This is a genomic window from Paenibacillus vortex V453 (assembly GCF_000193415.1).
In the GTDB taxonomy this organism is placed as follows: domain Bacteria; phylum Bacillota; class Bacilli; order Paenibacillales; family Paenibacillaceae; genus Paenibacillus_AQ; species Paenibacillus_AQ glucanolyticus.
The window spans coordinates 87238-107095 of the sequence record NZ_ADHJ01000017.1; the positions used below are offsets into that span (position 1 = coordinate 87238).

The 19858-nt window shown below is 51.1% G+C and carries 16 protein-coding genes and 1 pseudogene; 16 read left to right on the forward strand and 1 reads right to left on the reverse strand.

The genetic code is table 11. The features are described 5' to 3' along the window. The first annotated feature begins 184 nt into the window (after positions 1-184). From urtA to PVOR_RS09370, 11 genes and pseudogenes are all read left to right on the forward strand, one after another. Entirely contained in the window at positions 185-1444 is a 1260-nt protein-coding gene (gene urtA, locus PVOR_RS09325; protein ID WP_006208904.1) for an urea ABC transporter substrate-binding protein, read from the forward strand. A gap of 53 nt (positions 1445-1497) precedes the next feature. After that, on the forward strand, positions 1498-2403 hold the full coding sequence (urtB, locus tag PVOR_RS09330; protein WP_006208905.1) for an urea ABC transporter permease subunit UrtB: 906 nt from the start codon (positions 1498-1500) through the stop codon (positions 2401-2403). 15 nt (positions 2404-2418) lie between these two features. Beyond that, a pseudogene (gene urtC / locus PVOR_RS09335) lies at positions 2419-3509 on the forward strand (urea ABC transporter permease subunit UrtC). Next, a complete protein-coding gene (gene urtD, locus PVOR_RS09340; protein ID WP_006208906.1) occupies positions 3484-4323 on the forward strand; it encodes an urea ABC transporter ATP-binding protein UrtD in 840 nt (279 codons plus the stop codon). The pseudogene urtC and the gene urtD overlap by 26 nt, the downstream one beginning before the upstream one ends. Next, a complete protein-coding gene (gene urtE / locus PVOR_RS09345; protein ID WP_006208907.1) occupies positions 4301-4996 on the forward strand; it encodes an urea ABC transporter ATP-binding subunit UrtE in 696 nt (231 codons plus the stop codon). The genes urtD and urtE overlap by 23 nt, the downstream gene beginning before the upstream one ends. A 250-nt stretch (positions 4997-5246) precedes the next feature. Beyond that, entirely contained in the window at positions 5247-6734 is a 1488-nt protein-coding gene (gene araA, locus PVOR_RS09350; protein ID WP_006208908.1) for an L-arabinose isomerase, read from the forward strand. A 102-nt stretch (positions 6735-6836) separates the two neighbouring features. Beyond that, on the forward strand, positions 6837-8039 hold the full coding sequence (locus PVOR_RS09355; protein ID WP_234972828.1) for a GntR family transcriptional regulator: 1203 nt from the start codon (positions 6837-6839) through the stop codon (positions 8037-8039). After that, on the forward strand, positions 8024-8713 hold the full coding sequence (gene araD, locus PVOR_RS09360; RefSeq protein WP_006208910.1) for an L-ribulose-5-phosphate 4-epimerase: 690 nt from the start codon (positions 8024-8026) through the stop codon (positions 8711-8713). Before PVOR_RS09355 ends, araD begins: the two co-directional genes overlap by 16 nt. 55 nt (positions 8714-8768) lie before the next feature. Next, entirely contained in the window at positions 8769-10439 is a 1671-nt protein-coding gene (locus tag PVOR_RS09365) for a ribulokinase (protein ID WP_006208911.1), read from the forward strand. Between the two features lie 159 nt (positions 10440-10598). Then, the gene (locus tag PVOR_RS31570; RefSeq protein ID WP_006208912.1) at positions 10599-10760 is read left to right on the forward strand and encodes a hypothetical protein; all 162 of its coding nucleotides are present in this window, start codon (positions 10599-10601) and stop codon (positions 10758-10760) included. Between the two features lie 39 nt (positions 10761-10799). After that, complete coding sequence (locus tag PVOR_RS09370) at positions 10800-11792, forward strand: sn-glycerol-1-phosphate dehydrogenase (protein ID WP_234972820.1); 993 nt, start codon at positions 10800-10802, stop codon at positions 11790-11792. 1471 nt (positions 11793-13263) lie between these two features. Here PVOR_RS09370 and PVOR_RS09375 read toward each other — a convergent pair. After that, positions 13264-14181 carry an ArsR/SmtB family transcription factor gene (locus tag PVOR_RS09375; protein ID WP_006208915.1) on the reverse strand — a complete coding sequence of 306 codons (918 nt, stop codon included), beginning with the start codon at positions 14179-14181 and terminating at the stop codon, positions 13264-13266. 423 nt (positions 14182-14604) lie between these two features. On the opposite strand from PVOR_RS09375, the gene arfA reads away from it, so the two are divergent. The 5 genes from arfA (at position 14605) to PVOR_RS09400 (ending at position 19773) form a co-directional block, all read left to right on the forward strand. Next, positions 14605-16092: an arabinosylfuranosidase ArfA gene (gene arfA / locus PVOR_RS09380; RefSeq protein WP_327196529.1), complete on the forward strand. Its 1488-nt coding sequence runs from the start codon at positions 14605-14607 to the stop codon at positions 16090-16092. Positions 16093-16316: 224 nt separating this feature from the next. After that, positions 16317-17645: an ABC transporter substrate-binding protein gene (locus PVOR_RS09385; protein WP_006208917.1), complete on the forward strand. Its 1329-nt coding sequence runs from the start codon at positions 16317-16319 to the stop codon at positions 17643-17645. 71 nt (positions 17646-17716) lie between these two features. Then, complete coding sequence (locus PVOR_RS09390; RefSeq protein WP_006208918.1) at positions 17717-18610, forward strand: carbohydrate ABC transporter permease; 894 nt, start codon at positions 17717-17719, stop codon at positions 18608-18610. Between the two features lie 2 nt (positions 18611-18612). After that, positions 18613-19446 carry a carbohydrate ABC transporter permease gene (locus PVOR_RS09395; RefSeq protein ID WP_006208919.1) on the forward strand — a complete coding sequence of 278 codons (834 nt, stop codon included), beginning with the start codon at positions 18613-18615 and terminating at the stop codon, positions 19444-19446. A 111-nt stretch (positions 19447-19557) separates the two neighbouring features. After that, on the forward strand, positions 19558-19773 hold the full coding sequence (locus PVOR_RS09400; RefSeq protein WP_006208920.1) for a DUF2905 domain-containing protein: 216 nt from the start codon (positions 19558-19560) through the stop codon (positions 19771-19773). The last annotated feature ends 85 nt before the right edge of the window (positions 19774-19858 follow it).

A 19858-nucleotide genomic window follows, 5' to 3' on the forward strand; every position in this document is an offset into this window, starting at 1 on the left:
TTATGTTAATTAACATTTAATATTGAAAAATTGCGACGATTTTACTAAAAATGAAAAAAAGAAATAAATTTATGTGAGTATTATTGACACAGGAAATATAAGGCAACTATAATGTGGATTAACGAACAGAGATAAGAAGATGCTGACAGAATGTTCGGAAACAGAAAAAGGGAGTTGGGAGCGTATGAAGAAACAGAGCGTAATTGTAAAGGGATGGGCCTCTTTTGTATTATGCGCCATTTTGATGTCAGGCTGTGTTACGGAAAAGGAAGCTGCTCCGAATGCCGGAGCGGATAACGGCAGCGCGCCAATCGAAGCCAAAGGTGATTCAATCAAGGTCGGCATTCTTCACTCCCTAAGCGGAACGATGGCGATCAGCGAGGTATCCGTCAAGGATGCCGAAATGCTTGCGATCGAAGAAATTAATGCGGCAGGCGGTGTGCTGGGCAAGCAGATCGAACCTGTGATCGAGGACGGTGCCTCGGATTGGCCGACCTTCGCCGAGAAGGCGGGCAAACTGCTGCAGCAGGATAAGGTTGCCGCCGTGTTCGGAGGGTGGACCTCCGCCAGCCGTAAAGCGATGCTCCCTGTTTTCGAACAAAACAACGGTCTTTTATTTTATCCGGTCCAATATGAAGGGTTAGAATCTTCCCCTAACATTTTCTATACAGGTGCAACAACCAATCAGCAAATCGTGCCTTCGGTATCCTGGCTGCTTGAGAATCGGGGCAGCAAAATGTTCCTGCTCGGATCGGATTATGTGTTCCCGAGGACGGCCAACAAAATTATCAAGGCGCAGCTGACTGCAGAGGGAGGGGAGCTTGCGGGAGAGGAATATACACCGCTGGGTCATACCGATTTCAGTACGATTATTGCCAAGATCAAAGAGGCGAAACCCGATATCGTCTATAACACGCTGAATGGCGACAGTAACGTGGCATTCTTCAAGCAGCTGAAGGATGCGGGCATCACTTCCAAGGATATGACCACGTTGTCCGTAAGCGTGGCGGAGGAGGAAATTCGCGGAATCGGCGCTGACATTCTTGAGGGGCATCTGGCAGCTTGGAACTATTATCAGTCTACGGATACGCCGGAGAACAAAGCCTTTGTTGATAAATACAAAGCGAAGTATGGTGCCGACCGGGTTACAGCCGATCCGATCGAAGCGGGATATACCGCTGTGTACTTATGGAAGGCTGCGGTAGAGAAGGCCGGTTCAACAGAGGTAGCCAAGGTCAAGGAAGCGGCTAAAGGCATCGAGTTTGCTGCACCGGAAGGCAAAGTCACTATTGACGGCGACAATCAGCACATCTACAAAACGGTGCGCATTGGCGAAGTGCAGGCAGATGGTCAGTTTAAAGAGCTCTGGAACTCGGGAGAACCTGTTAAACCCGATCCGTATCTGAAAACGTACGATTGGGCGAAGGGGTTAAGCGGAGAATAAAGCAGTAGGCACGAAAAGGCTCCCGGGCCTTTTCGTGAAAGGAGGCTCCCGAAATGGAAATGACAATCCTGCAGGTATTCAACGGATTGAGTGTCAGCTCGATTTTATTATTGATTGCACTTGGCTTGGCGGTGACGTTCGGATTGATGAATGTTATTAATATGGCCCATGGCGAGCTGATCATGATCGGCGCTTATTCCACGTATGTCACCCAGGGCTTGTTTACCGCGTATATGCCGAAATCCTGGTTTGATACTTATTTCATAGCGGCGCTGCTGGTTTCCTTTGTGGTTGCTGCCCTCATCGGTTGGCTGCTTGAGATGATTCTGATTCGGCACCTGTACGGAAGGCCGCTGGATAGTTTGCTGGCTACATGGGGTGTCGGGATGATGCTGCAGCAGATCGCAAGGTTCATCTTCGGCGCTCCGAACGTGGCCGTAACCAGCCCATCCTGGCTGAACGGAGGGCTTGCGATCACTTCAAACATCGTGCTTCCTTATAAACGGTTGTTCATTATTGTATTGGTGGCCTTGGTGGTGACGGCAATGTATCTCTATATTTATCGAACGGTTCAGGGCAGGCGGATGAGAGCGGTGATGCAGAACCGGAACATGGCGGGATGCCTTGGCATTTCAACCCGGCGTGTGGATGGTCTCACGTTCGCGATTGGCTCGGGTATCGCGGGTATTGCCGGCTGCGCATTGACGCTGCTCGGACCCATCGGTCCGTCGATTGGAACCTACTACATCGTGGATGCCTTTATGGTGGTCGTGCTTGGCGGTGTTGGAAAATTGATCGGAACGGTTGCCGGGGCGCTGGGAATCGGTATGTTTAATACGCTGTTTGAGACCTACACTTCGGCTTCCATCGGCAAAGTGCTGGTGTTCGCCTTAATCGTGGCTTTCCTGCAGTGGAAGCCTCGCGGGCTTGTTGCACTTCGAACGCGCAGTCTGGATTAGAGAGGAGGGGATGGTATGGTGCTGAAATGGTTGACAGGAAATCCCGGCAGCCGGACAAAACGGATTCTGTGGAGTGTTCTGCTGCTTCTCATGTGTATGGCTCCTTTGTTCATGACCCCTTTTCGCTTGGGGTTGTTGACAAAATTTCTGGCTTTGGCGATTCTGGCGGTCGGACTTGATCTGATCTGGGGATATGGCGGTATTCTAAGTCTTGGACACGGCGTGTTCTTCGGACTTGGCGCTTATGCTATGGCGATGTATCTTAAGCTCGAGGCCAGCGGGACGTCCCTGCCCGTATTTTATGAGCTGGTAGCGGTGTGGAGGGACTGCCCTGGTTCTGGGAACCCTTCCGGTCGTTTCCCGCTGCCCTGATACTCGGGATGCTGCTTCCGGCGCTGCTCGCTTTGATTCTCGGTTTCTTTACGTTCCGCAACCGGATCGTGGGCGTGTACTTTACGATTCTGACCCAGGCTCTGGTCATGATTGTAGTCACGCTGTTTGTAGGCAAGCAGGAGTGGACGGGGGGCACGAACGGACTGACGGGATACCCTTCGATTCTGGGCTTTAACCTGAACACGCCGTCAACCAAAATCGGATTGTATTTCATCACGCTGGCTGCTTTGGCAGGGGCATATGTGCTGTGCAGAAGGATTGTGAGCAGCCGCGTGGGTCAGGTGCTGGAAGCGTCAAGGGATGGAGAGAACCGGGTGCGGTTTCTCGGATTTGACCCTTCCCGTTACAAGACGTTTGCTTTTGCCGTCTCGGGCGGTCTGGCCGGGCTTGCCGGAATGCTGTTTGTACTTCAGGTAGGCATTATATCCCCTTCCATGATGGGGATTGTCCCGTCCATTGAAATGGTATTATGGGTGGCTCTGGGCGGGAGGGGGACCCTTATCGGCGCGATTATCGGTACAGTGCTGCTGAATTCGGCCAAAACCGGGATCAGCGAAGCCTACCCGGAAGGCTGGCTGCTCGTATTGGGCGCTTTGTTTGTCATTGTGGTTGTGTTGATGCCAAAAGGATTGGTAGGAGTATGGAGCAAGGTGGTTTCGTCATTATCCCGAAGAGGAGGTACTGTCCATGCAGCCGTACGCAAAGAAGGTTGATTTTTCCGTCCCAGTCCGTGGAGAAGTGAGAGAAATCGGCATTTCACCAATCGTGTTGTCCGCAGAGGATATCACGGTGACTTTTGGCGGGTTCGTGGCGGTAAACGGCATGAATCTGGCGCTTCGCAAGAATGAACTGCATTTTCTTATCGGCCCAAACGGTGCTGGAAAAACCACGATGCTGGATGTGATCTGCGGGAAGACAAGGCCTGCTGCCGGACGCGTGCTGCTGGGGGACGGCCTGGACATTACTAAAAAGCGGGATTATGAAATTGCAGGTCTCGGTGTCGGGCGGAAATTCCAGGCACCCTCGATTTTTGCAAACTTGAGTGTTAAAGAGAATCTGGAGCTGACACTCGATCCCGATCGAAGTGTGTTTCGGGCGCTTAAGGTAAGGAGAAATCGATGCACCACGTTCGAGATGAAGAAGGTGCTGGAGCAGATCGGGCTTCCTGATCGGCTCCATGTTCGGGCAGGTTCTCTGTCGCATGGGGAGAAGCAGTGGCTGGAAATCGGCATGCTGCTGCTTCAGAAGCCGCGATTGCTGCTGCTGGATGAGCCGGTAGCCGGAATGACGGATGAGGAGACGATGAAGACAGGAATGCTTCTTCAGGATATCGCCAAGGCATGTTCCGTTGTTGTGGTTGAGCATGATATGGATTTCGTTCGTTCTTTTGCCGCGAAGGTTACGGTGATGCATGAAGGGAAACTGCTGAAGGAAGGCTCCATGGCGGAAATTCAGCGCGATCCGATGGTTGCCGAGGTGTATCTGGGCAAAAGGAGGGAGACCAATGCTCAAGCTGCAGGGCATTGAATCGGGTTATGGAGAGAGCGCCGTCCTGCGCGGCGTATCCATGGTAGTCGACCCGGCGAAGGTTGTATGTCTGATCGGACGCAACGGCGTTGGAAAGACTACGCTTATGCGCACTTTAACCGGACAGCTGAAGATCCGTCAGGGGCGGATGAGTCTGGGAGAACAGGAGGTTACCGGCTGGGATTCTGTCAAAAGAGCGCGTGGAGGCATCGGGTATGTCCCGCAGGGGCGCGAGATATTCCCTCAGCTCACCGTGAAAGAGAATTTGCTGCTCGGGCTTGAGCCATGCGTGCCCAGGAGCAAGGTTTTTCCGGAGGATGTGTTAGCCTTGTTTCCCGTACTGCCGCAAATGTACCATCGTCAGGGCGGAGATTTGAGCGGCGGACAGCAGCAGCAGCTCGCCTTTGCCAGGGCGCTGGCCTCTCGGCCCAAGGTGCTGCTGCTTGACGAGCCGACGGAGGGCATTCAGCCGTCCATCGTGGAGGAAATTCAAGACGTGATCCGCGGGATCAAAGCCAAAGGAGAAACGTCGGTTATCCTGGTGGAGCAGAGCATCGAGTTTGTGCGGAGCGTAGCGGATTATATTTATGTCATGGATAAAGGCACGGTTGTAGCCGAAGGCGTTCAAGATGCCATTGACATGGAGCAGTTCGAGCATTATTTGACGGTATAGAGCTGCTTGAATCTTAGGTTATCGCGACCGGGAACATGCAGTTTGAGGGAGGGAGCAGGGGCTGTCATATAGGCCGGCATTTTCAGCCTATGGGACAGTTCTTTTTTTATTTTCGTCTTGCTATTTTTCAGGAGCGGGGGTAGAATGTGAGTGATTCTACTTGTACGTACAATTTATCATAAAACAAATAATTTAATCATAGGTATGTACAAGATAGTGACAAAGCATTCATTCAGGAGGCGTTCTAATCATGAAATTGAAACCGCATTCTTTTTGGTTTGTTACCGGAAGCCAGCACTTGTATGGTCCTGAAACGCTGGAGCAGGTAGCTGAGCATTCCCGCATTGTGGCAACGGAGATGGGGAAAGATCCTGTATTTTCGTACCCTATTCTGTTCAAACCGATCGTAACGACACCGGATGAAATATACAATCTGATTCTGGAGGCCAACAACGATGAGTCCTGTGCAGGCATAATGACCTGGATGCACACGTTCTCTCCGGCCAAGATGTGGATTGCAGGCCTATCCCAACTTCAAAAGCCGCTCCTTCATTTCCATACCCAATTCAACCGGGATATTCCTTGGGAATCGATTGACATGGACTTTATGAACTTGAACCAGTCCGCCCACGGTGATCGTGAATATGGTCATATCGGTGCCCGTCTCGGCATTGCCCGCAAGGTGGTTGTGGGTCATTGGGAAGATGGGGAAGTTCGTGACAGCATCGCCGGCTGGATGCGGACGGCCGCGGCTTATGCCGAAAGCCGCAGGCTGAAAGTGGCGCGTTTCGGTGACAATATGCGCCAGGTCGCGGTAACCGAAGGAGATAAGGTGGAGGCCCAAATTAAGCTTGGCTGGTCCGTCAACGGTTACGGCATTGGCGATCTTGTGCAATCCATGAATGAAGTGGGAGATGAGGATGTAAAGGCGCTCCTGAATGAATATGCAGAGCGGTATTCGATAGCAAAAGAAGGGCTTAGCGAGGGGCATATGCGTGATTCCATTGCGTATCAAGCCCGGATCGAGATTGCACTGCGCCGTTTCCTGGAAGAGGGCGGGTTTGGCGCATTTACGACGACCTTTGAGGATCTGCACGGCATGAAGCAGCTTCCGGGACTGGCCGTTCAACGGCTGATGGAATCCGGCTACGGCTTCGGCGGCGAAGGGGACTGGAAGACAGCGGCTTTGACGCGCGTACTCAAGGTCCTTGCGGGCAATAAAAGCACTTCCTTCATGGAGGATTACACCTATCACTTCGAGCCGGGAAACCATATGATTCTTGGATCTCATATGCTGGAGGTATGCCCGACCATCGCCCTGGATCAGCCGACGCTGGAGGTTCATCCGCTCGGAATTGGAGGAAAGGGAGACCCGGCCCGTCTCGTGTTCAACGGCCAGGACGGTCCGGCAGTCAACGCTTCACTGATTGATCTGGGACATCGCTTCAGACTTCTCGTGAACGTGGTCGATGGCGTCAAGGTAGAGCAGCCGATGCCGAAGCTGCCCGTGGCCCGTGTGTTATGGAAGCCGCAGCCATCCCTTCGCGAGTCTGCAGAAGCGTGGATATTGGCTGGCGGGGCGCATCACACCGTCCTCTCTTATGCAATGACGTCTGAGCATCTGAGCGATTGGGCCGATATGGCGGGTATTGAAGCGGTTATTATTGACAAGGATACCACCTTGCAGCGGTTTAAGAATGAGCTCCGCTGGAGCGAAGCGGCCTATCGCCTGCGGTAACTGGTTCTGTCGGCTATTCGCCTGGCCTGTGTTACAATAGCGAGATAACTTGGGATTACTCCAAATCCTAACATAATGAGTGCGTGAGGCTAGAGGTGAATGATGAATAATAGACGGATACCCAAATATATTGTATTAAAAAACGAACTGCTCTCCTGGTTTGAATCGGGCCGGCTTCAGGCGGGTAAACAGGTCCCTTCGGAGCATGAAATTGCGGATCAGTTCGGCGTAAGCCGGCAGACGGTACGCCAGACCTTCGGCGAGCTTGAGAAGGAAGGTTGGCTGGAACGGATACAGGGCAAAGGAACGTTTGCAAGAAATCCGGAGCGCCGGGAGAGCGAGCAGGTCAAGACGATCGGGATCATTACGACGTACATCTCGGATTACATCTTTCCGCATATTGTCCGGGGAGCCGAAGCCGAGCTGCGAAGCAAGGGATATCGCCTGCTGCTCTCCAGCACGGATAATAACAAGGATAAGGAGATGGACAGCCTTCAGCTTATGACCAGCCAGCCGCTTAGCGGGCTGATTATTGAACCGACCAAGAGTGCGGAAGGCAATCCAAACCTGTCGTATTTCTTATCCTTGCAGGAGAAGGGAATTCCGTTTCTGATGATTAACGAGAAGTATCGGGAGCTGGATTGTCCTTGCCTCAAGCTTGATGATGAGTTAGGCGGTTACAAGGCAGCGTGCCATTTGATCGAGAACGGACACACGGCGATTGCCGGGTTTTTCAAGCGGGACGATCTTCAGGGCGTGAATCGGCTAAAAGGCTTCTTGCGGGCACATCGAGAGGCGGGCATTCCCGTATCGCCGGAGCGGGTGGTTACCTACACAACCGAGCAGAAGGGGAGCTTCCCTTACGATCAGGCCGTACAACTGCTGAAGCAGCCGGATGAGCAGCGCCCGACAGGGCTCGTATGTTACAACGATGAGTTGGCCGTGTCTCTGGTGGAGGCCGCGGGGCAATGCGGACTACAGGTTCCACAGGATGTATCCATGGTCGGCTTCGATGATTCGACACTTGCGATTGCTTCCGGTGTGAAGCTGACAACGATGACTCATCCAAAGACGGAGATGGGGATCACCGCCGCGAGACAATTGATCAGTATGATCGAGAATCAAACGGAAATTTCCGATACGATTTATGAGCCTGAGCTGGTGGAGAGAGAATCAGTAGAAAAAAAAGTAGGTCATTATAGAAGATTTGAGGTCCGGAAAGACGGACCCCTGCATGCCAACTTGTACGTACAACTATATTTTTCAAATATAGAGAGGAGAGATAGTTCATGTTGGAGAATTTAAAGCAGCAGGTGCTGGAGGCAAATCTGGAGCTTCCGAAGTACGGACTTGTCACATTTACATGGGGGAATGTAAGCGGCATTGATCGGGAACGCGGGATGTTTGTTATTAAACCCAGCGGCGTGCCTTATGAAGAGCTGACAATCGATGACATGGTCGTGCTCGATCTGAAGGGAAACGTAGTTGAAGGCGATTTACGGCCTTCCTCCGATACCCCGACTCATCTGGTGCTCTATCAGAATTTTAAAGAGATTGGCGGGATTGTGCACACCCACTCGCCATGGGGAACGAGCTGGGCCCAAGCCGGACGCGCGCTTCCTGCCTATGGAACAACGCACGCCGACTATTTTTACGGGGAGATTCCGGTTACGCGTCCCATGACCCGTGAAGAGATCGAAGGCGCTTACGAGCGGGAGACGGGCAACGTCATCGTGGAGCGTTTCGCCGATCTGGATCCGAATCGGGTGCCCGGCGTGCTTGTCCATTCTCATGCGCCGTTTGTATGGGGCAAGGATGCCCATAATGCGGTGCATAATGCAGTGGTTCTGGAAGAGTGCGCGAAGATTGCGGCTCGCATGCAGCAAATCAACCCTGCTATTGAACCGATGGATCAGAATTTGCTGGATCGTCACTTTTTGCGGAAGCATGGGATTAATGCCTATTACGGTCAAAAGTAAAATTTGTCATGGTCATCATCATTCTATGATTTCATCTGGTAGGGGGGAAATGAGAGTGGGGAAAAAGTATACCATTGGCGTCGATTACGGGACGCAGTCCGGACGTGCGGTATTGGTTAATCTGGCAGACGGGCAGGAAGTCGCGGATCATGTTACGCCATATCGGCATCATGTCATCGATGAGTTTTTGCCGGGTTCCGGACAGAAGCTTGAGTATGACTGGGCGCTTCAGCATCCGGGGGATTATCTGGAGGTTCTGAAGGTCTCCGTGCCTGCTGTCATTGAACAATCCGGTATTGATCCGGCGGATGTGATTGGCATCGGCATTGATTTTACGGCATGCACGATGCTGCCGGTTGACGAGCTTGGCGAGCCGCTCTGCTTCCACCCGGAGCTGGCGGATCAGCCGCACAGCTGGGTGAAGCTGTGGAAGCATCATGCCGCGCAGCCCGAAGCTGACAAGATCAACGCCATTGCCGCTGAGCGCGGAGAATCCTTTTTGCCGCGTTACGGCGGGAAGATCTCCTCCGAGTGGATGATGGCTAAGGTATGGCAAATTCTCGATGAAGCGCCGGCTATATATGAACGTGCGGATATGTTTCTGGAAGCGACGGATTGGGTCATTTCCCAAATGACTGGCAATATGGTCCGAAACAGCTGTACGGCTGGTTACAAGGCGATATGGCATAAGCAGGATGGATACCCAAGCAAGGCCTACTTTAAAGCACTGGATCCGAGATTGGAGAATCTGGCGGAAACCAAGCTCCGGGGCGAGGTCAGACCCCTTGGGAGCCGAGCGGGTGGACTTACAGAAACCATGGCCGAGGTGATGGGTTTAACCCCCGGTATCGCTGTTGCAGTGGGCAACGTTGACGCTCATGCGGCGGTTCCGGCTGTCGGTGTGGTTACTCCAGGCAAGCTGGTCATGGCGATGGGAACGTCGATCTGTCATATGATCCTCGGTACCGAAGAGAAGCGGGTTGAGGGGATGTGCGGGGTCGTGGAAGACGGCATTATCCCGGGATTGTACGGTTATGAAGCGGGACAATCGGCCGTCGGCGATATTTTTGAATGGTACGTTGAGGAAGCGCTTCCCGCGTATGTAACAGAAGCTGCGGCTGCAGACGGAATCGGCATTCACCAGTGGCTGGAGCGGGAAGCGGCTGCCTACAAGCCGGGCCAAACCGGTCTGCTCGCGCTGGACTGGTGGAATGGCAACCGTTCGGTGCTGGTGGATACAGACCTGACCGGGCTGATATTAGGGATGACTCTGCTGACGAAGCCGCAGGAAATCTACCGTGCCTTGCTGGAAGCAACGGCGTTTGGTACACGCAAAATCGTGGACGCCTTTCACGAGAATGGCGTGCCGGTGGACGTCCTCTATGCCTGCGGCGGACTGCCGCAGAAGAACCACCTTTTAATGCAAATCTATGCCGATGTCACCAACCGTGAAATTGTGGTGGCCGACTCCAAGCAGACACCGGCGCTCGGGGCTGCCATGTTTGCCGCTGTCGCTGCGGGTCAGGCACAGGGCGGATATGATTCGATTATCGATGCTGCCGCGAAGATGGCTCGGGTGAAGGAAGAAACCTTTAAACCGATTCCGGAGCATGTGGAAGTGTACGAGCAGCTGTATCGGGAGTACAGCAAGCTGCATGATTATTTTGGACGGGGCGAAAATGACGTGATGAAACGGCTGAAGCGGATTAAGCAGTCGGCTGAATAAACCATAGGCAGGTAGAAACAGCTGGAAGGGTTGAGCGTGGGATACCGGGGATGGCTATCGGATTATAGCTTCGCAAGGTCAGCTCTGCTGTCAGGATGGGAATAGATCGAGAGAAATTGGCAAGGATCATACATGGATAGAATGAAGGGGAGGAACTGCATGACGGAATCTCTGAACTACGCAAAACGTTTGATGAGTCAGATGAAGGAAGTCCAGCCAACGTTCCGTGGTCTTGATGATATGGCGCTTGAGCGGGGAGTTATTCTTGATGTGCCTCTGTATCTGATTCGGCGAGGGTCTTCACGTCACCGGTCTTGGTAGCGGATACGAACACATATAGAAGCTGCCGGACAAACGTTGATGAACTGCCTGGAAGCAGCAGGTGTGAATTCCCGGCTTTGTCTGATCAAGCCCGATGAGCAAGGAGACGTTGTGGCGGATGAGCGCTCGCTGATGCAGCTGCTTATTGAAGTGGAGCCGGAGCGGACAGGATGCCTGATCGCTGTGGGATCTGGCACGATTCATGATATTACCCGCTTTGTAGCTCACCGGACCGGCAAGCCGTTCATTTCGGTACCTACGGCTCCTTCTGTGGATGGTTTTACTTCAGCAGGCGCGCCGATTGTAGTCCGGGGAATCAAGCAGACCTTTGCGGCTACAGCTCCCCTCGCCATATTCGCTGACCTGGATATACTTGTTAAGGCACCCCAGCCGCTGGTTGCCGCCGGTTTTGGCGATATGCTTGGCAAATATACATCGCTGCTGGATTGGAAATTCTCTTCTACCACGGCAGGCGAGCCCTATGATGAAGGAGTGGCCGCCATTACAGAACAGGCGCTGGAGGCTTGCGTCAAGCATGTGCAGGCCATCGGCGATCGCACGGAGGAAGGCATCCGCATTCTGATGACGGCCTTGATTGAATCCGGCATCGCGATGCTGCTGTTCGGACAGTCCCATCCCGCCTCAGGGGCGGAGCATCATCTGTCCCATTATTGGGAGATGGCGTATTTGCGCCTGGGCAAGCGCGCGCTCCTTCATGGTGCCAAGGTGGGGGTGGCTTGCAGCGAGATTTCAAGCCTTTATCATGATGCGGCAGATCACGGAGTTTATCCGTATGCCGAGCCTACAGATTGGGAGCAGTACCGAACGTCAGTTCAGGAATGGCTGCGAAAGGTTCCTGCGAAAGAAGAGCTTGCTATCTTACTGCAGCAGGCTGGAGGACCTTCAAGCCTCCAGAAGCTTGGAATCGATGAGGAGCTGTTTCATCAGAGCTTGAAGGAGGCGCACGCGCTCCGTGACCGCCATACTATTTTAAGGGCTTTAAATGAGGCAAAAGTTGGGGCAAGTCGATAGGGAGATAACATGATAGTGGATGATTGACTGGTGACTACAGGCACTGAAATTAACTGGACTGAGTATAACTTGGAAATGGGATTGGCTGTTCGTTTGCATTTTGTGCGAGGTGCGTACAGTTCCCTGTGCGTGTGTGTTCATGGTGCACACGGCTTCCTGCATGCACGGCTTCCTGTATGCACGGCTCTCTGTATGCACGGTTCCCTGTATGCACGGTTCCCTGTACGTACGGTGTGAATTGGTGCAGACGGGGCTCCCTGTACGCACATTGCGCGTGGTGATGCAACTTCCCACTGCGCACAGTGCGTGGTCAAGGGCAGGCTCGATGCTGGCGACCATATATGAGAGATCGTTTGTTTCATTAATGAGGTGGGGCGTCCAAAAGATCTGAATTCTAGTGGATGCCCCTTTTTGTTCTGTTTAGACGCTCTTTATCACACAGTTCCTCTCGTAGTTGTTCGACTTGAGTTTTGTATGACTCGAGGCAGTTTGACATGTGGTTGTTCGAATTGAGGCAGTTCGACTTGTGGTTGATGACTTGTGGTTGCTCCTCCTATAGGTGTTCTATCCCTCCCGTGTTCCTCAACTGTTCCTTCAGTAACTATTCCTTATGCCACTTTTCCTTCAGTTATGTTCCCTCCAGTGTTGTTCATCCTGTGGCTGTCTTTCTGTGACTGTTCCTCTAGTCATACTCCTTATTTTACTGTTCTACCTGTCACTGTTTGCACCATATTATCCTCCTCCAGAAAGTCATAGACCGATGAAGGAGGCTCGACCGCTCGCGTGCTGTTCAAGGATCCTTGTTAGCTCTGCTCTTTGCGTTCTTTTTGCATCCCCCGGCGCGTTAACGGACTCCATTGCTCTTATTCTTCATAATCGACTCCGATTTCGAGTTTAACGGACTCAGGAGTCCTTATTATCACAAAATCAGTTTGATTTCCGGCAATTTCTACAGATTAACGACTTTCGTGTCCGTTAGTTTTCTAAATAACGCCATTTGGCGTGAATAACGGATTCTCAGTCCGTTAGCCCTGAGAAATCCACGAGTTGCAGCAGAGTTAGCAGCCCTCGCCAGAGGTCAGCCACCTACAGCAGATGCCACCGCCCTCGTCAGAGGCCGGCAATCTGCAGCAGAGTCCATCGCCCTCGCCAGAGGTCAGAGTCACCTACAGCAGATGCCAGCGGCCCTCGTCAGAGGTCAGCCATCTGCAGTAGTGGTAATCGCCCTCGCCAGAGGTCGGCCACCTACAGCAGATGCCAGCGGCCCTCTCAGAGGTCGGCAATCTGCAGTAGTGGCAATCGCCCTCGCCAGAGGTCAGCCACCTACAGCAGAGTCCACCGCCCTCGTCAGAGGCCGGCCACCCTCGGCAGAAAAACAGCTGGAGCAGGGTTTCCCTGCATCCAGCTGTTTTTTTCATATGTCCGATGTTGAGTAGAAGCTGCCTACGCAGAACTTCCCCATCATGTACCCTTACTCTTCCTTCACATCATACAGCACACGCGCCAGCAGGTCCTGGCTGTAGTTGCCGAAATGTTTGCCGTAAATGGTTAAGCCGCGCTTGTTGACCGATCGTTCGTTGACAGCAACCCGGAAGGTGAGCTCGCTCTTGTAATCCAGTTGAATCTGGTCCAGGCCTACGTCCGAAATGCGGCATCCATCGATGAAGCTGCCTTCCTTGTTGATCCGGATCAGCTTCAGCATGCCGTACTGGTTCAAATGGGGCGGCCACCATTCGGGATTGAAGGTGCCGCGTTTGTCGCCGAAATCACCGGGACTTGTCCAGCTGCCAATCTCGATGCCGTTGACATAAAAGAAAATATCCGATGGATAGTTATCGCAATATCCCGGAGCCTCAGAACCGAGCTCCAACGAGAATTGGATCTCGCGGAATGACTGGTTCGACTTCAAATAATTCGGAATCCGGTATTCCAGGAAACCTTCGGTAAGCCAGATGATTTCCGAATGAATCCGCTCTGGATCTGCGAAATAGCGTGGATCGTCAAAATCCCCGATGATACTGTCCTTGGTGGCTAATCCACAGGTCGGAATGACTTGGTAGTCGCTGTAATGCCCAACCTGAATCTCCACCTCGTACAAATTATCAATGTCCTTGCTGCGAAGATCAACCATCAGTGTGTCTTTATTCAAGTAACAAATCTTCTGTATGCCGTGCTTCCCGCCTGTGGTGTTGATCTCGATCAGACCGCTCTCCTCCAATTTCTTGATATGCATGGTGATGGCACCATTGCTGAGGTTCAGCCTATTTGCCAGATCGTTCAGGTTCAAGCTTTGGTTCTTGGCCAGCAGCTCCAGAATTTGAATGCGAATTTCGGAGCTAAGGGCTTTAAAGATATCAAGCCCGCTCATTAAATCTTTAATGTAGATCATTTTATCTCGAACCTTCTTCCGATTAAGGGATTAAATAACGATGTGTACAGGGAATGATGTTTATTTCAAATAATTATAAATCAACATCAGCGTGAAATAAAGATGTGTTCCAAATCTTCGAGAATCTTGTGAAGAAAAAGATCATTTTGATAGCAGACACTTCTTTTATTTGAGGTTTATATCAAGATAAAAAGTATGAATATCAACAAAATAAGCAAATTTCGACAAAAATAAACTAAATTCTCTACTGAAAATTCATTTATTATTTATTTGTGTAAATCATTTTATATTTGTATATTTACATAGCACTCCTCATATGATATTTTATATCTGAAAACGAATTCATTCGGGTTTATTTAAAATGTTTCATAATTATTTTAACGGAAGGTGAAGGACTTGGCAGCTGAGAAAATGAAGGCACGGATGATCGTGGATAAGTCGTTTCGAATCGCGCAAGTTGATAACCGCATTTATGGTTCATTCATTGAGCACCTTGGTCGTGCTGTGTATGGAGGGATTTACGAGCCCGGTCATGAGACGGCGGATGCAGGGGGCTTTCGAAGTGACGTGAAGGAATTGATTAAGGAACTGAATGTCCCCATTATCAGGTACCCCGGCGGGAACTTTGTCTCCGGTTACAACTGGGAGGATGGAGTAGGACCCGTGACCGAGCGGCCGAAACGGCTGGAGCTTGCCTGGCGGACGCTGGAACCGAACGAGGTAGGCACGAACGAGTTTATTTCCTGGGCCAAGGAGGTTGGCTCGGAGGTCATGATGGCTGTGAATTTGGGCACCCGGGGTATTGATGCCGCCAGAAATTTGCTGGAGTACACGAACCATCCTGGAGGTACATATTGGAGCGATCTGCGCCGCAGTCACGGCTATAAACAGCCCCACAAGATCAAAACGTGGTGCCTTGGCAACGAGATGGACGGACCATGGCAGATTGGACACAAAACCTCTGCGGAATATGGCAGGCTTGCACTGGAGACGGCAAAAGCGATGCGGCTGGTTGATCCCTCGATTGAACTGGTTTCGTGCGGCAGCTCAAGCACCGGCATGCCAACATTCCCTGAATGGGAAGCCGCAACGCTGGATCATACGTATGAGGCGGTGGACTACATATCCCTGCATCAGTATTATGGTAACCGCGACAACGATACGGCCAATTACCTGGCGCTTACGCTGGATATGGATCACTTTATCCATACGGTCAAGTCCACTTGCGACTATATCAAGGCCAAGAAACGCAGCAAAAAGACGATGTACCTCAGCTTCGATGAATGGAATGTTTGGTATCATTCCAACGATGCAGACAGGCAGATCGATCCTTGGAGCGTGGCTCCGCCTCAGCTGGAGGATGTGTACAATTTCGAGGACGCCATTCTGGTGGGCAGCATGCTCATTACGTTCCTGCGTCATGCAGACCGGGTGAAGATGGCTTGTCTGGCGCAGCTCGTGAACGTGATTGCCCCGATCATGACAGAGAATGGGGGACGCGCCTGGAAGCAGACGATATTTTATCCATATCTTCACGTTTCGAAGTATGGCCGGGGTGTATCGCTGCTGCCGATCGTCGACTCGCCGAAGTATGATTCCAAGGACTTTACCGATGTTCCGTACCTGGATAGTGCGGTTGTTCATAACGAAGCCGACGAAGAGATTACGATCTTTGCCGTGAACCGTCATCTGGAGGAAGCATTGGACCTCGAATGCGATGTGCGCAGCTTTGAAGGATACCGGCTTATCGAGCATATCGTAATGGAGCATGACGACCTCAAGGCCGTGAATACCGCGTCGGAGGAGACGGTAAAACCCCACAACCGGGGAGAAGCCAAACTTGACAGCGGACATGTGACGGCACGACTTGCCAAGGCATCCTGGAATGTTATTCGTTTGAAAAAGGCCTGAGTTAACTTATGAAGCGGTCCCAAGGGCTGCTCCATCTCTCAAAATCATATCAAATTACACACAATATGAAAGCGCTTTCTATTCAGCGGGATACAGAAGTACTGAAGAGCTGAAGTATTGAAGAACTAAAGTATTGAAGATCTGAAGACTGAAGAACTGAAGGCTGAAGTACTGTTTTCGAGTGTAGAGGATATAGGAATGAAAATTGAGGGAGGTCCCGTATGATGAGGAAAAAATGGATAATGGTGCTTATGGTGTTAGGCATGACGCTGTTCCTGTGGGGATGCGGTAAAGCGAACAATGCAGGGGGAGAAACCTCGGTTCTGGACGGAGGGGCGGGAGAAAGCGCCACGGAGCTTTCCTATTGGACATTCGTTGAGCTGCACGGACAGCATTTTGAGAAGATGCTGGGCAAATGGAACGCCGAGAATCCGGATCGCCAGATTAAGCTGAACGTGACGGTCATGCCATATGACGACATGCACAATAAACTATCCATCGCGGTTCAGTCCGGCACGGGTGCCCCTGATATTGCCGATATCGAGTTAGGCAAATTCCCGGATTTTCTAGCTGGAACTCCGCAGCTGGAAGCGCTCAATGACGTTATTGATCCATACCGAGATACCATCGTCAAATCCCGGATTGATCTTTACAGCAAGGATGGCGTGAATTACGGCGTCCCAACTCATGTTGGAGCCTCCGTGGCCTTCTATAATACCGAAATCCTGGAGGAGGCTGGTGTTAACTATCAGGATATCGTGACCTGGGAGGACTTCAAGCAGGCCGGCATCCAGGTCTATGAAAAAACCGGCAAATATATGGGAACGGCGGATACAAGTGCAGCCTGGCAGGCATCCATGCTGTTGGCGCAGCAAGGGGTCGACCTCACCGACGATTCCGGCAATCCGGTCGTGAATTCGGAGCCCATGATCAAGGCTATGACGCTGCTCAAGGATCTGCAGGACAGCAATGCCATTGCGACTATCGCCGGTGGTCAGCCTGATACGGAAGAGGCTTATGGCGAGTTTAATGCAGGGAATTATGCTACCGCCTTCATGCCGCTGTGGCAAATGTCCAGATACACCAACTACATGTCCGATTTATCAGGAAAAATAGCGATCGCACCGATCCCGGTAATTGAAGAAGGCATGCCAAGATCCGTTGGCGGCGGCGGAACCGGTACCGTTGTTACCAAGACCGCAAAGGATGTTCAACTGGCGAAAGACTTCCTGGCGTTTGCCAAATTGTCGCTGGATGCCAACAAAGAGATATGGAACACGCTTGGGTTTGATCCGGTCAATATGGATGTCTGGGATATGAAGGATGTCACGCACAACCCTGAGAATCAGTTTGTCCAATATTTTGTGAACAACCCGTTTGATGTTCTGAATGAGATCCGGGATGAAATCCGGTTAATCAAATCGACCTCCGCTTCGCCCACCATCAACAACGTCCTGTGCACAACGACATTTAATGAGATTTTTGAGGATGGCAAGGACATTACAGAAGCTTTGAACGATGCCCAGAAGCAAATCGAACAGGAATTAAAATGATTCCGGCTCATCGGTAACCATAACGAAGGGCTGCTCATACGATGGGCGGCTCTTATCAAAGGAGTAAAGTGATGATTAAAAAATTTCTGTACTCTCAAAAGGTTGCTCCTTATGTTTTTGTGCTGCCGTTTATTCTGGTTTTCCTTGTGTTCTGGGTACTTCCGTTAGGCAGCTCATTTGGCATGAGCTTTCAGAAGATCCAGCTGGGTCAGGAAGCCGATTGGATCGGCTTGGCTAATTACGAGAAGCTGATGGGGGACGGCATTTTTCTGAAGGCGGTCATGAACAGTGCGATTTACATGCTGCTGACACTCCTTATTCTGATTCCGTTTCCGATGCTGTTTGCCGTGCTGATCAACAACAAGTTTATGTGGGGAAGAGAGTTTTTCAAATCGTCTTTTTTCTTTCCGGCACTGACGTCGGTTGTTGTCGCGGGTACTATCTTCCGGCTGATGTTTGGAGAGATGGAAGGGTCGCTCATCAACAGTATATTGGGCTGGTTCGGGGTGGATCCGGTGAAGTTTCTGAAGGGACAGGTTACCGGTTTCATTGCTTTGGTGGCTCTGGCCACATGGCGGTGGACGGGGGTTAATATGCTGTATTTTTTATCCGGACTCAAGAACATCCCGGATGACTATTATGAGGCGGCATCCATCGACGGGGCTTCGGCCTTTCAGAAGTTTACCAAAATCACGATGCCATTATTGAAACCGACCACGATTTATGTATTAACGATCAGCATTTATGCAGGGCTGGCTATGTTTATTGAGAGTATGATGCTGTGGAACGGCAACAATTCTCCCAAAAATATCGGCCTTACGATTGTCGGTTACCTGTACCGTCAAGGCATCGAGAAGAACAATCTGGGGTATGCGGCCGCTGTGGGGATTGTGCTTCTGGCCATTACCATGATCATTAATCTGACGCAGCTGAAACTCTCAGGAATGTTCAAGAAGGAGGATTGAGGATGAGAAGAGAAACACTGATCAAAGTGATCCTCTTGATTTTGTTCTCCGCACTGTGTTTTCTGATCCTGGTACCCTTTTACGCCGTTACCATCGCGTCCTTTAAGCCCGGTGAGGACTTGATTCGTTATGGCCTGAATTTAAAATTCGATCTGTCGGTAATGAACCTGGACAATTTCACGTATCTGTTTACAGGGAATCATTCTTATTTTATGTGGTTTTTCAACTCCTTGCTGCTTACGGTGGTACAGGTTACATTAACTTTGCTGGTGAGCGCAACCGTTGCGTATGGTTTTGCAGCTTATGATTTCATCGGCAAGAATTTCCTGTTTATATGCGTGCTGCTCATCATGATGGTTCCTTTTGAAATTCTTCTTCTTCCACTGTATTCGCTGATTTACAATCTCGGCCTTATGAACTCATACTCGGCCATTGTGCTGCCGGGGATTGCAAGCGCGGCTACGATCTTCTTCTTCAGGCAGTATTTAAGAGGGATTCCAAAAGAAATGATTGCGGCAGGGCGGGTGGACGGTGCTACGGAATACGGGATCTATGTGCGGTTGATCCTGCCGGTGATGAAGCCATCCTTCGCAGCCATGGCGATCCTGAACGGGATGAACAGCTGGAACAACTTCCTGTGGCCGTTCATGGTACTCAGCGATGACAGCAAATATACCCTTCCGATTGGCTTGAAGACACTGCTGACCCCTTACGGGAACAACTATGATTTGTTGATTGTGGGCTCTTTTTTCTCGATTATTCCGATCTTCATCTTGTTTATGGGCTTCCAGAAGTATTTTATCGACGGGATGACGGCCGGAGCAGTGAAAGGCTAGAACACGTCTGTAGGCGAGGTGCGCGTGCCTTGCGGCGAGTCCATCAAATCCATTATGATACAAGGAAACCTTTCGTATGATGAATTGATTTGATGAATGAGGTGAAATAGTTTGCATCCTGTAACAAGGGCACTGTTATGGATAGGGGGCGCCCTGATCGTGATTGGGCTGCTATGGCCTGTCATTGGCCGATTTGTCGGCAGGCTGCCAGGCGACATCGTTGTGGATAAGCCCAATGTCAAAATCTATTTTCCGATTGTAACCTGCTTAGTCATCAGCGTGGTGGGCTCCTTGATTTTGTTTCTGATCCAGCAGTTTCGCAAATAACGAAATTCATAAGAAAAACGTCTATCGACGTATTTTCTCAGAAGACTGACCGCGGTTAGGGGATGTTTTTCTTGTGATATCAGGA

Excerpts from the sequence above, each read along its gene's own strand:
- urtB (WP_006208905.1), top strand. The coding sequence starts at position 1,498 with ATGGAAATGACAATCCTGCAGGTATTCAACGGATTGAGTGTCAGCTCG.
- PVOR_RS09395 (WP_006208919.1), top strand. The coding sequence starts at position 18,613 with ATGAGAAGAGAAACACTGATCAAAGTGATCCTCTTGATTTTGTTCTCC.
- PVOR_RS09390 (WP_006208918.1), top strand. The coding sequence starts at position 17,717 with ATGATTAAAAAATTTCTGTACTCTCAAAAGGTTGCTCCTTATGTTTTT.
- araA (WP_006208908.1), top strand. The coding sequence starts at position 5,247 with ATGAAATTGAAACCGCATTCTTTTTGGTTTGTTACCGGAAGCCAGCAC.
- PVOR_RS09370 (WP_234972820.1), top strand. The coding sequence starts at position 10,800 with ATGAACTGCCTGGAAGCAGCAGGTGTGAATTCCCGGCTTTGTCTGATC.
- PVOR_RS09385 (WP_006208917.1), top strand. The coding sequence starts at position 16,317 with ATGAGGAAAAAATGGATAATGGTGCTTATGGTGTTAGGCATGACGCTG.
- araD (WP_006208910.1), top strand. The coding sequence starts at position 8,024 with ATGTTGGAGAATTTAAAGCAGCAGGTGCTGGAGGCAAATCTGGAGCTT.
- PVOR_RS09355 (WP_234972828.1), top strand. The coding sequence starts at position 6,837 with ATGAATAATAGACGGATACCCAAATATATTGTATTAAAAAACGAACTG.
- PVOR_RS09375 (WP_006208915.1), bottom strand. The coding sequence starts at position 14,181 with ATGATCTACATTAAAGATTTAATGAGCGGGCTTGATATCTTTAAAGCC.
- arfA (WP_327196529.1), top strand. The coding sequence starts at position 14,605 with ATGATCGTGGATAAGTCGTTTCGAATCGCGCAAGTTGATAACCGCATT.
- urtD (WP_006208906.1), top strand. The coding sequence starts at position 3,484 with ATGCAGCCGTACGCAAAGAAGGTTGATTTTTCCGTCCCAGTCCGTGGA.
- urtA (WP_006208904.1), top strand. The coding sequence starts at position 185 with ATGAAGAAACAGAGCGTAATTGTAAAGGGATGGGCCTCTTTTGTATTA.
- urtE (WP_006208907.1), top strand. The coding sequence starts at position 4,301 with ATGCTCAAGCTGCAGGGCATTGAATCGGGTTATGGAGAGAGCGCCGTC.
- PVOR_RS31570 (WP_006208912.1), top strand. The coding sequence starts at position 10,599 with ATGACGGAATCTCTGAACTACGCAAAACGTTTGATGAGTCAGATGAAG.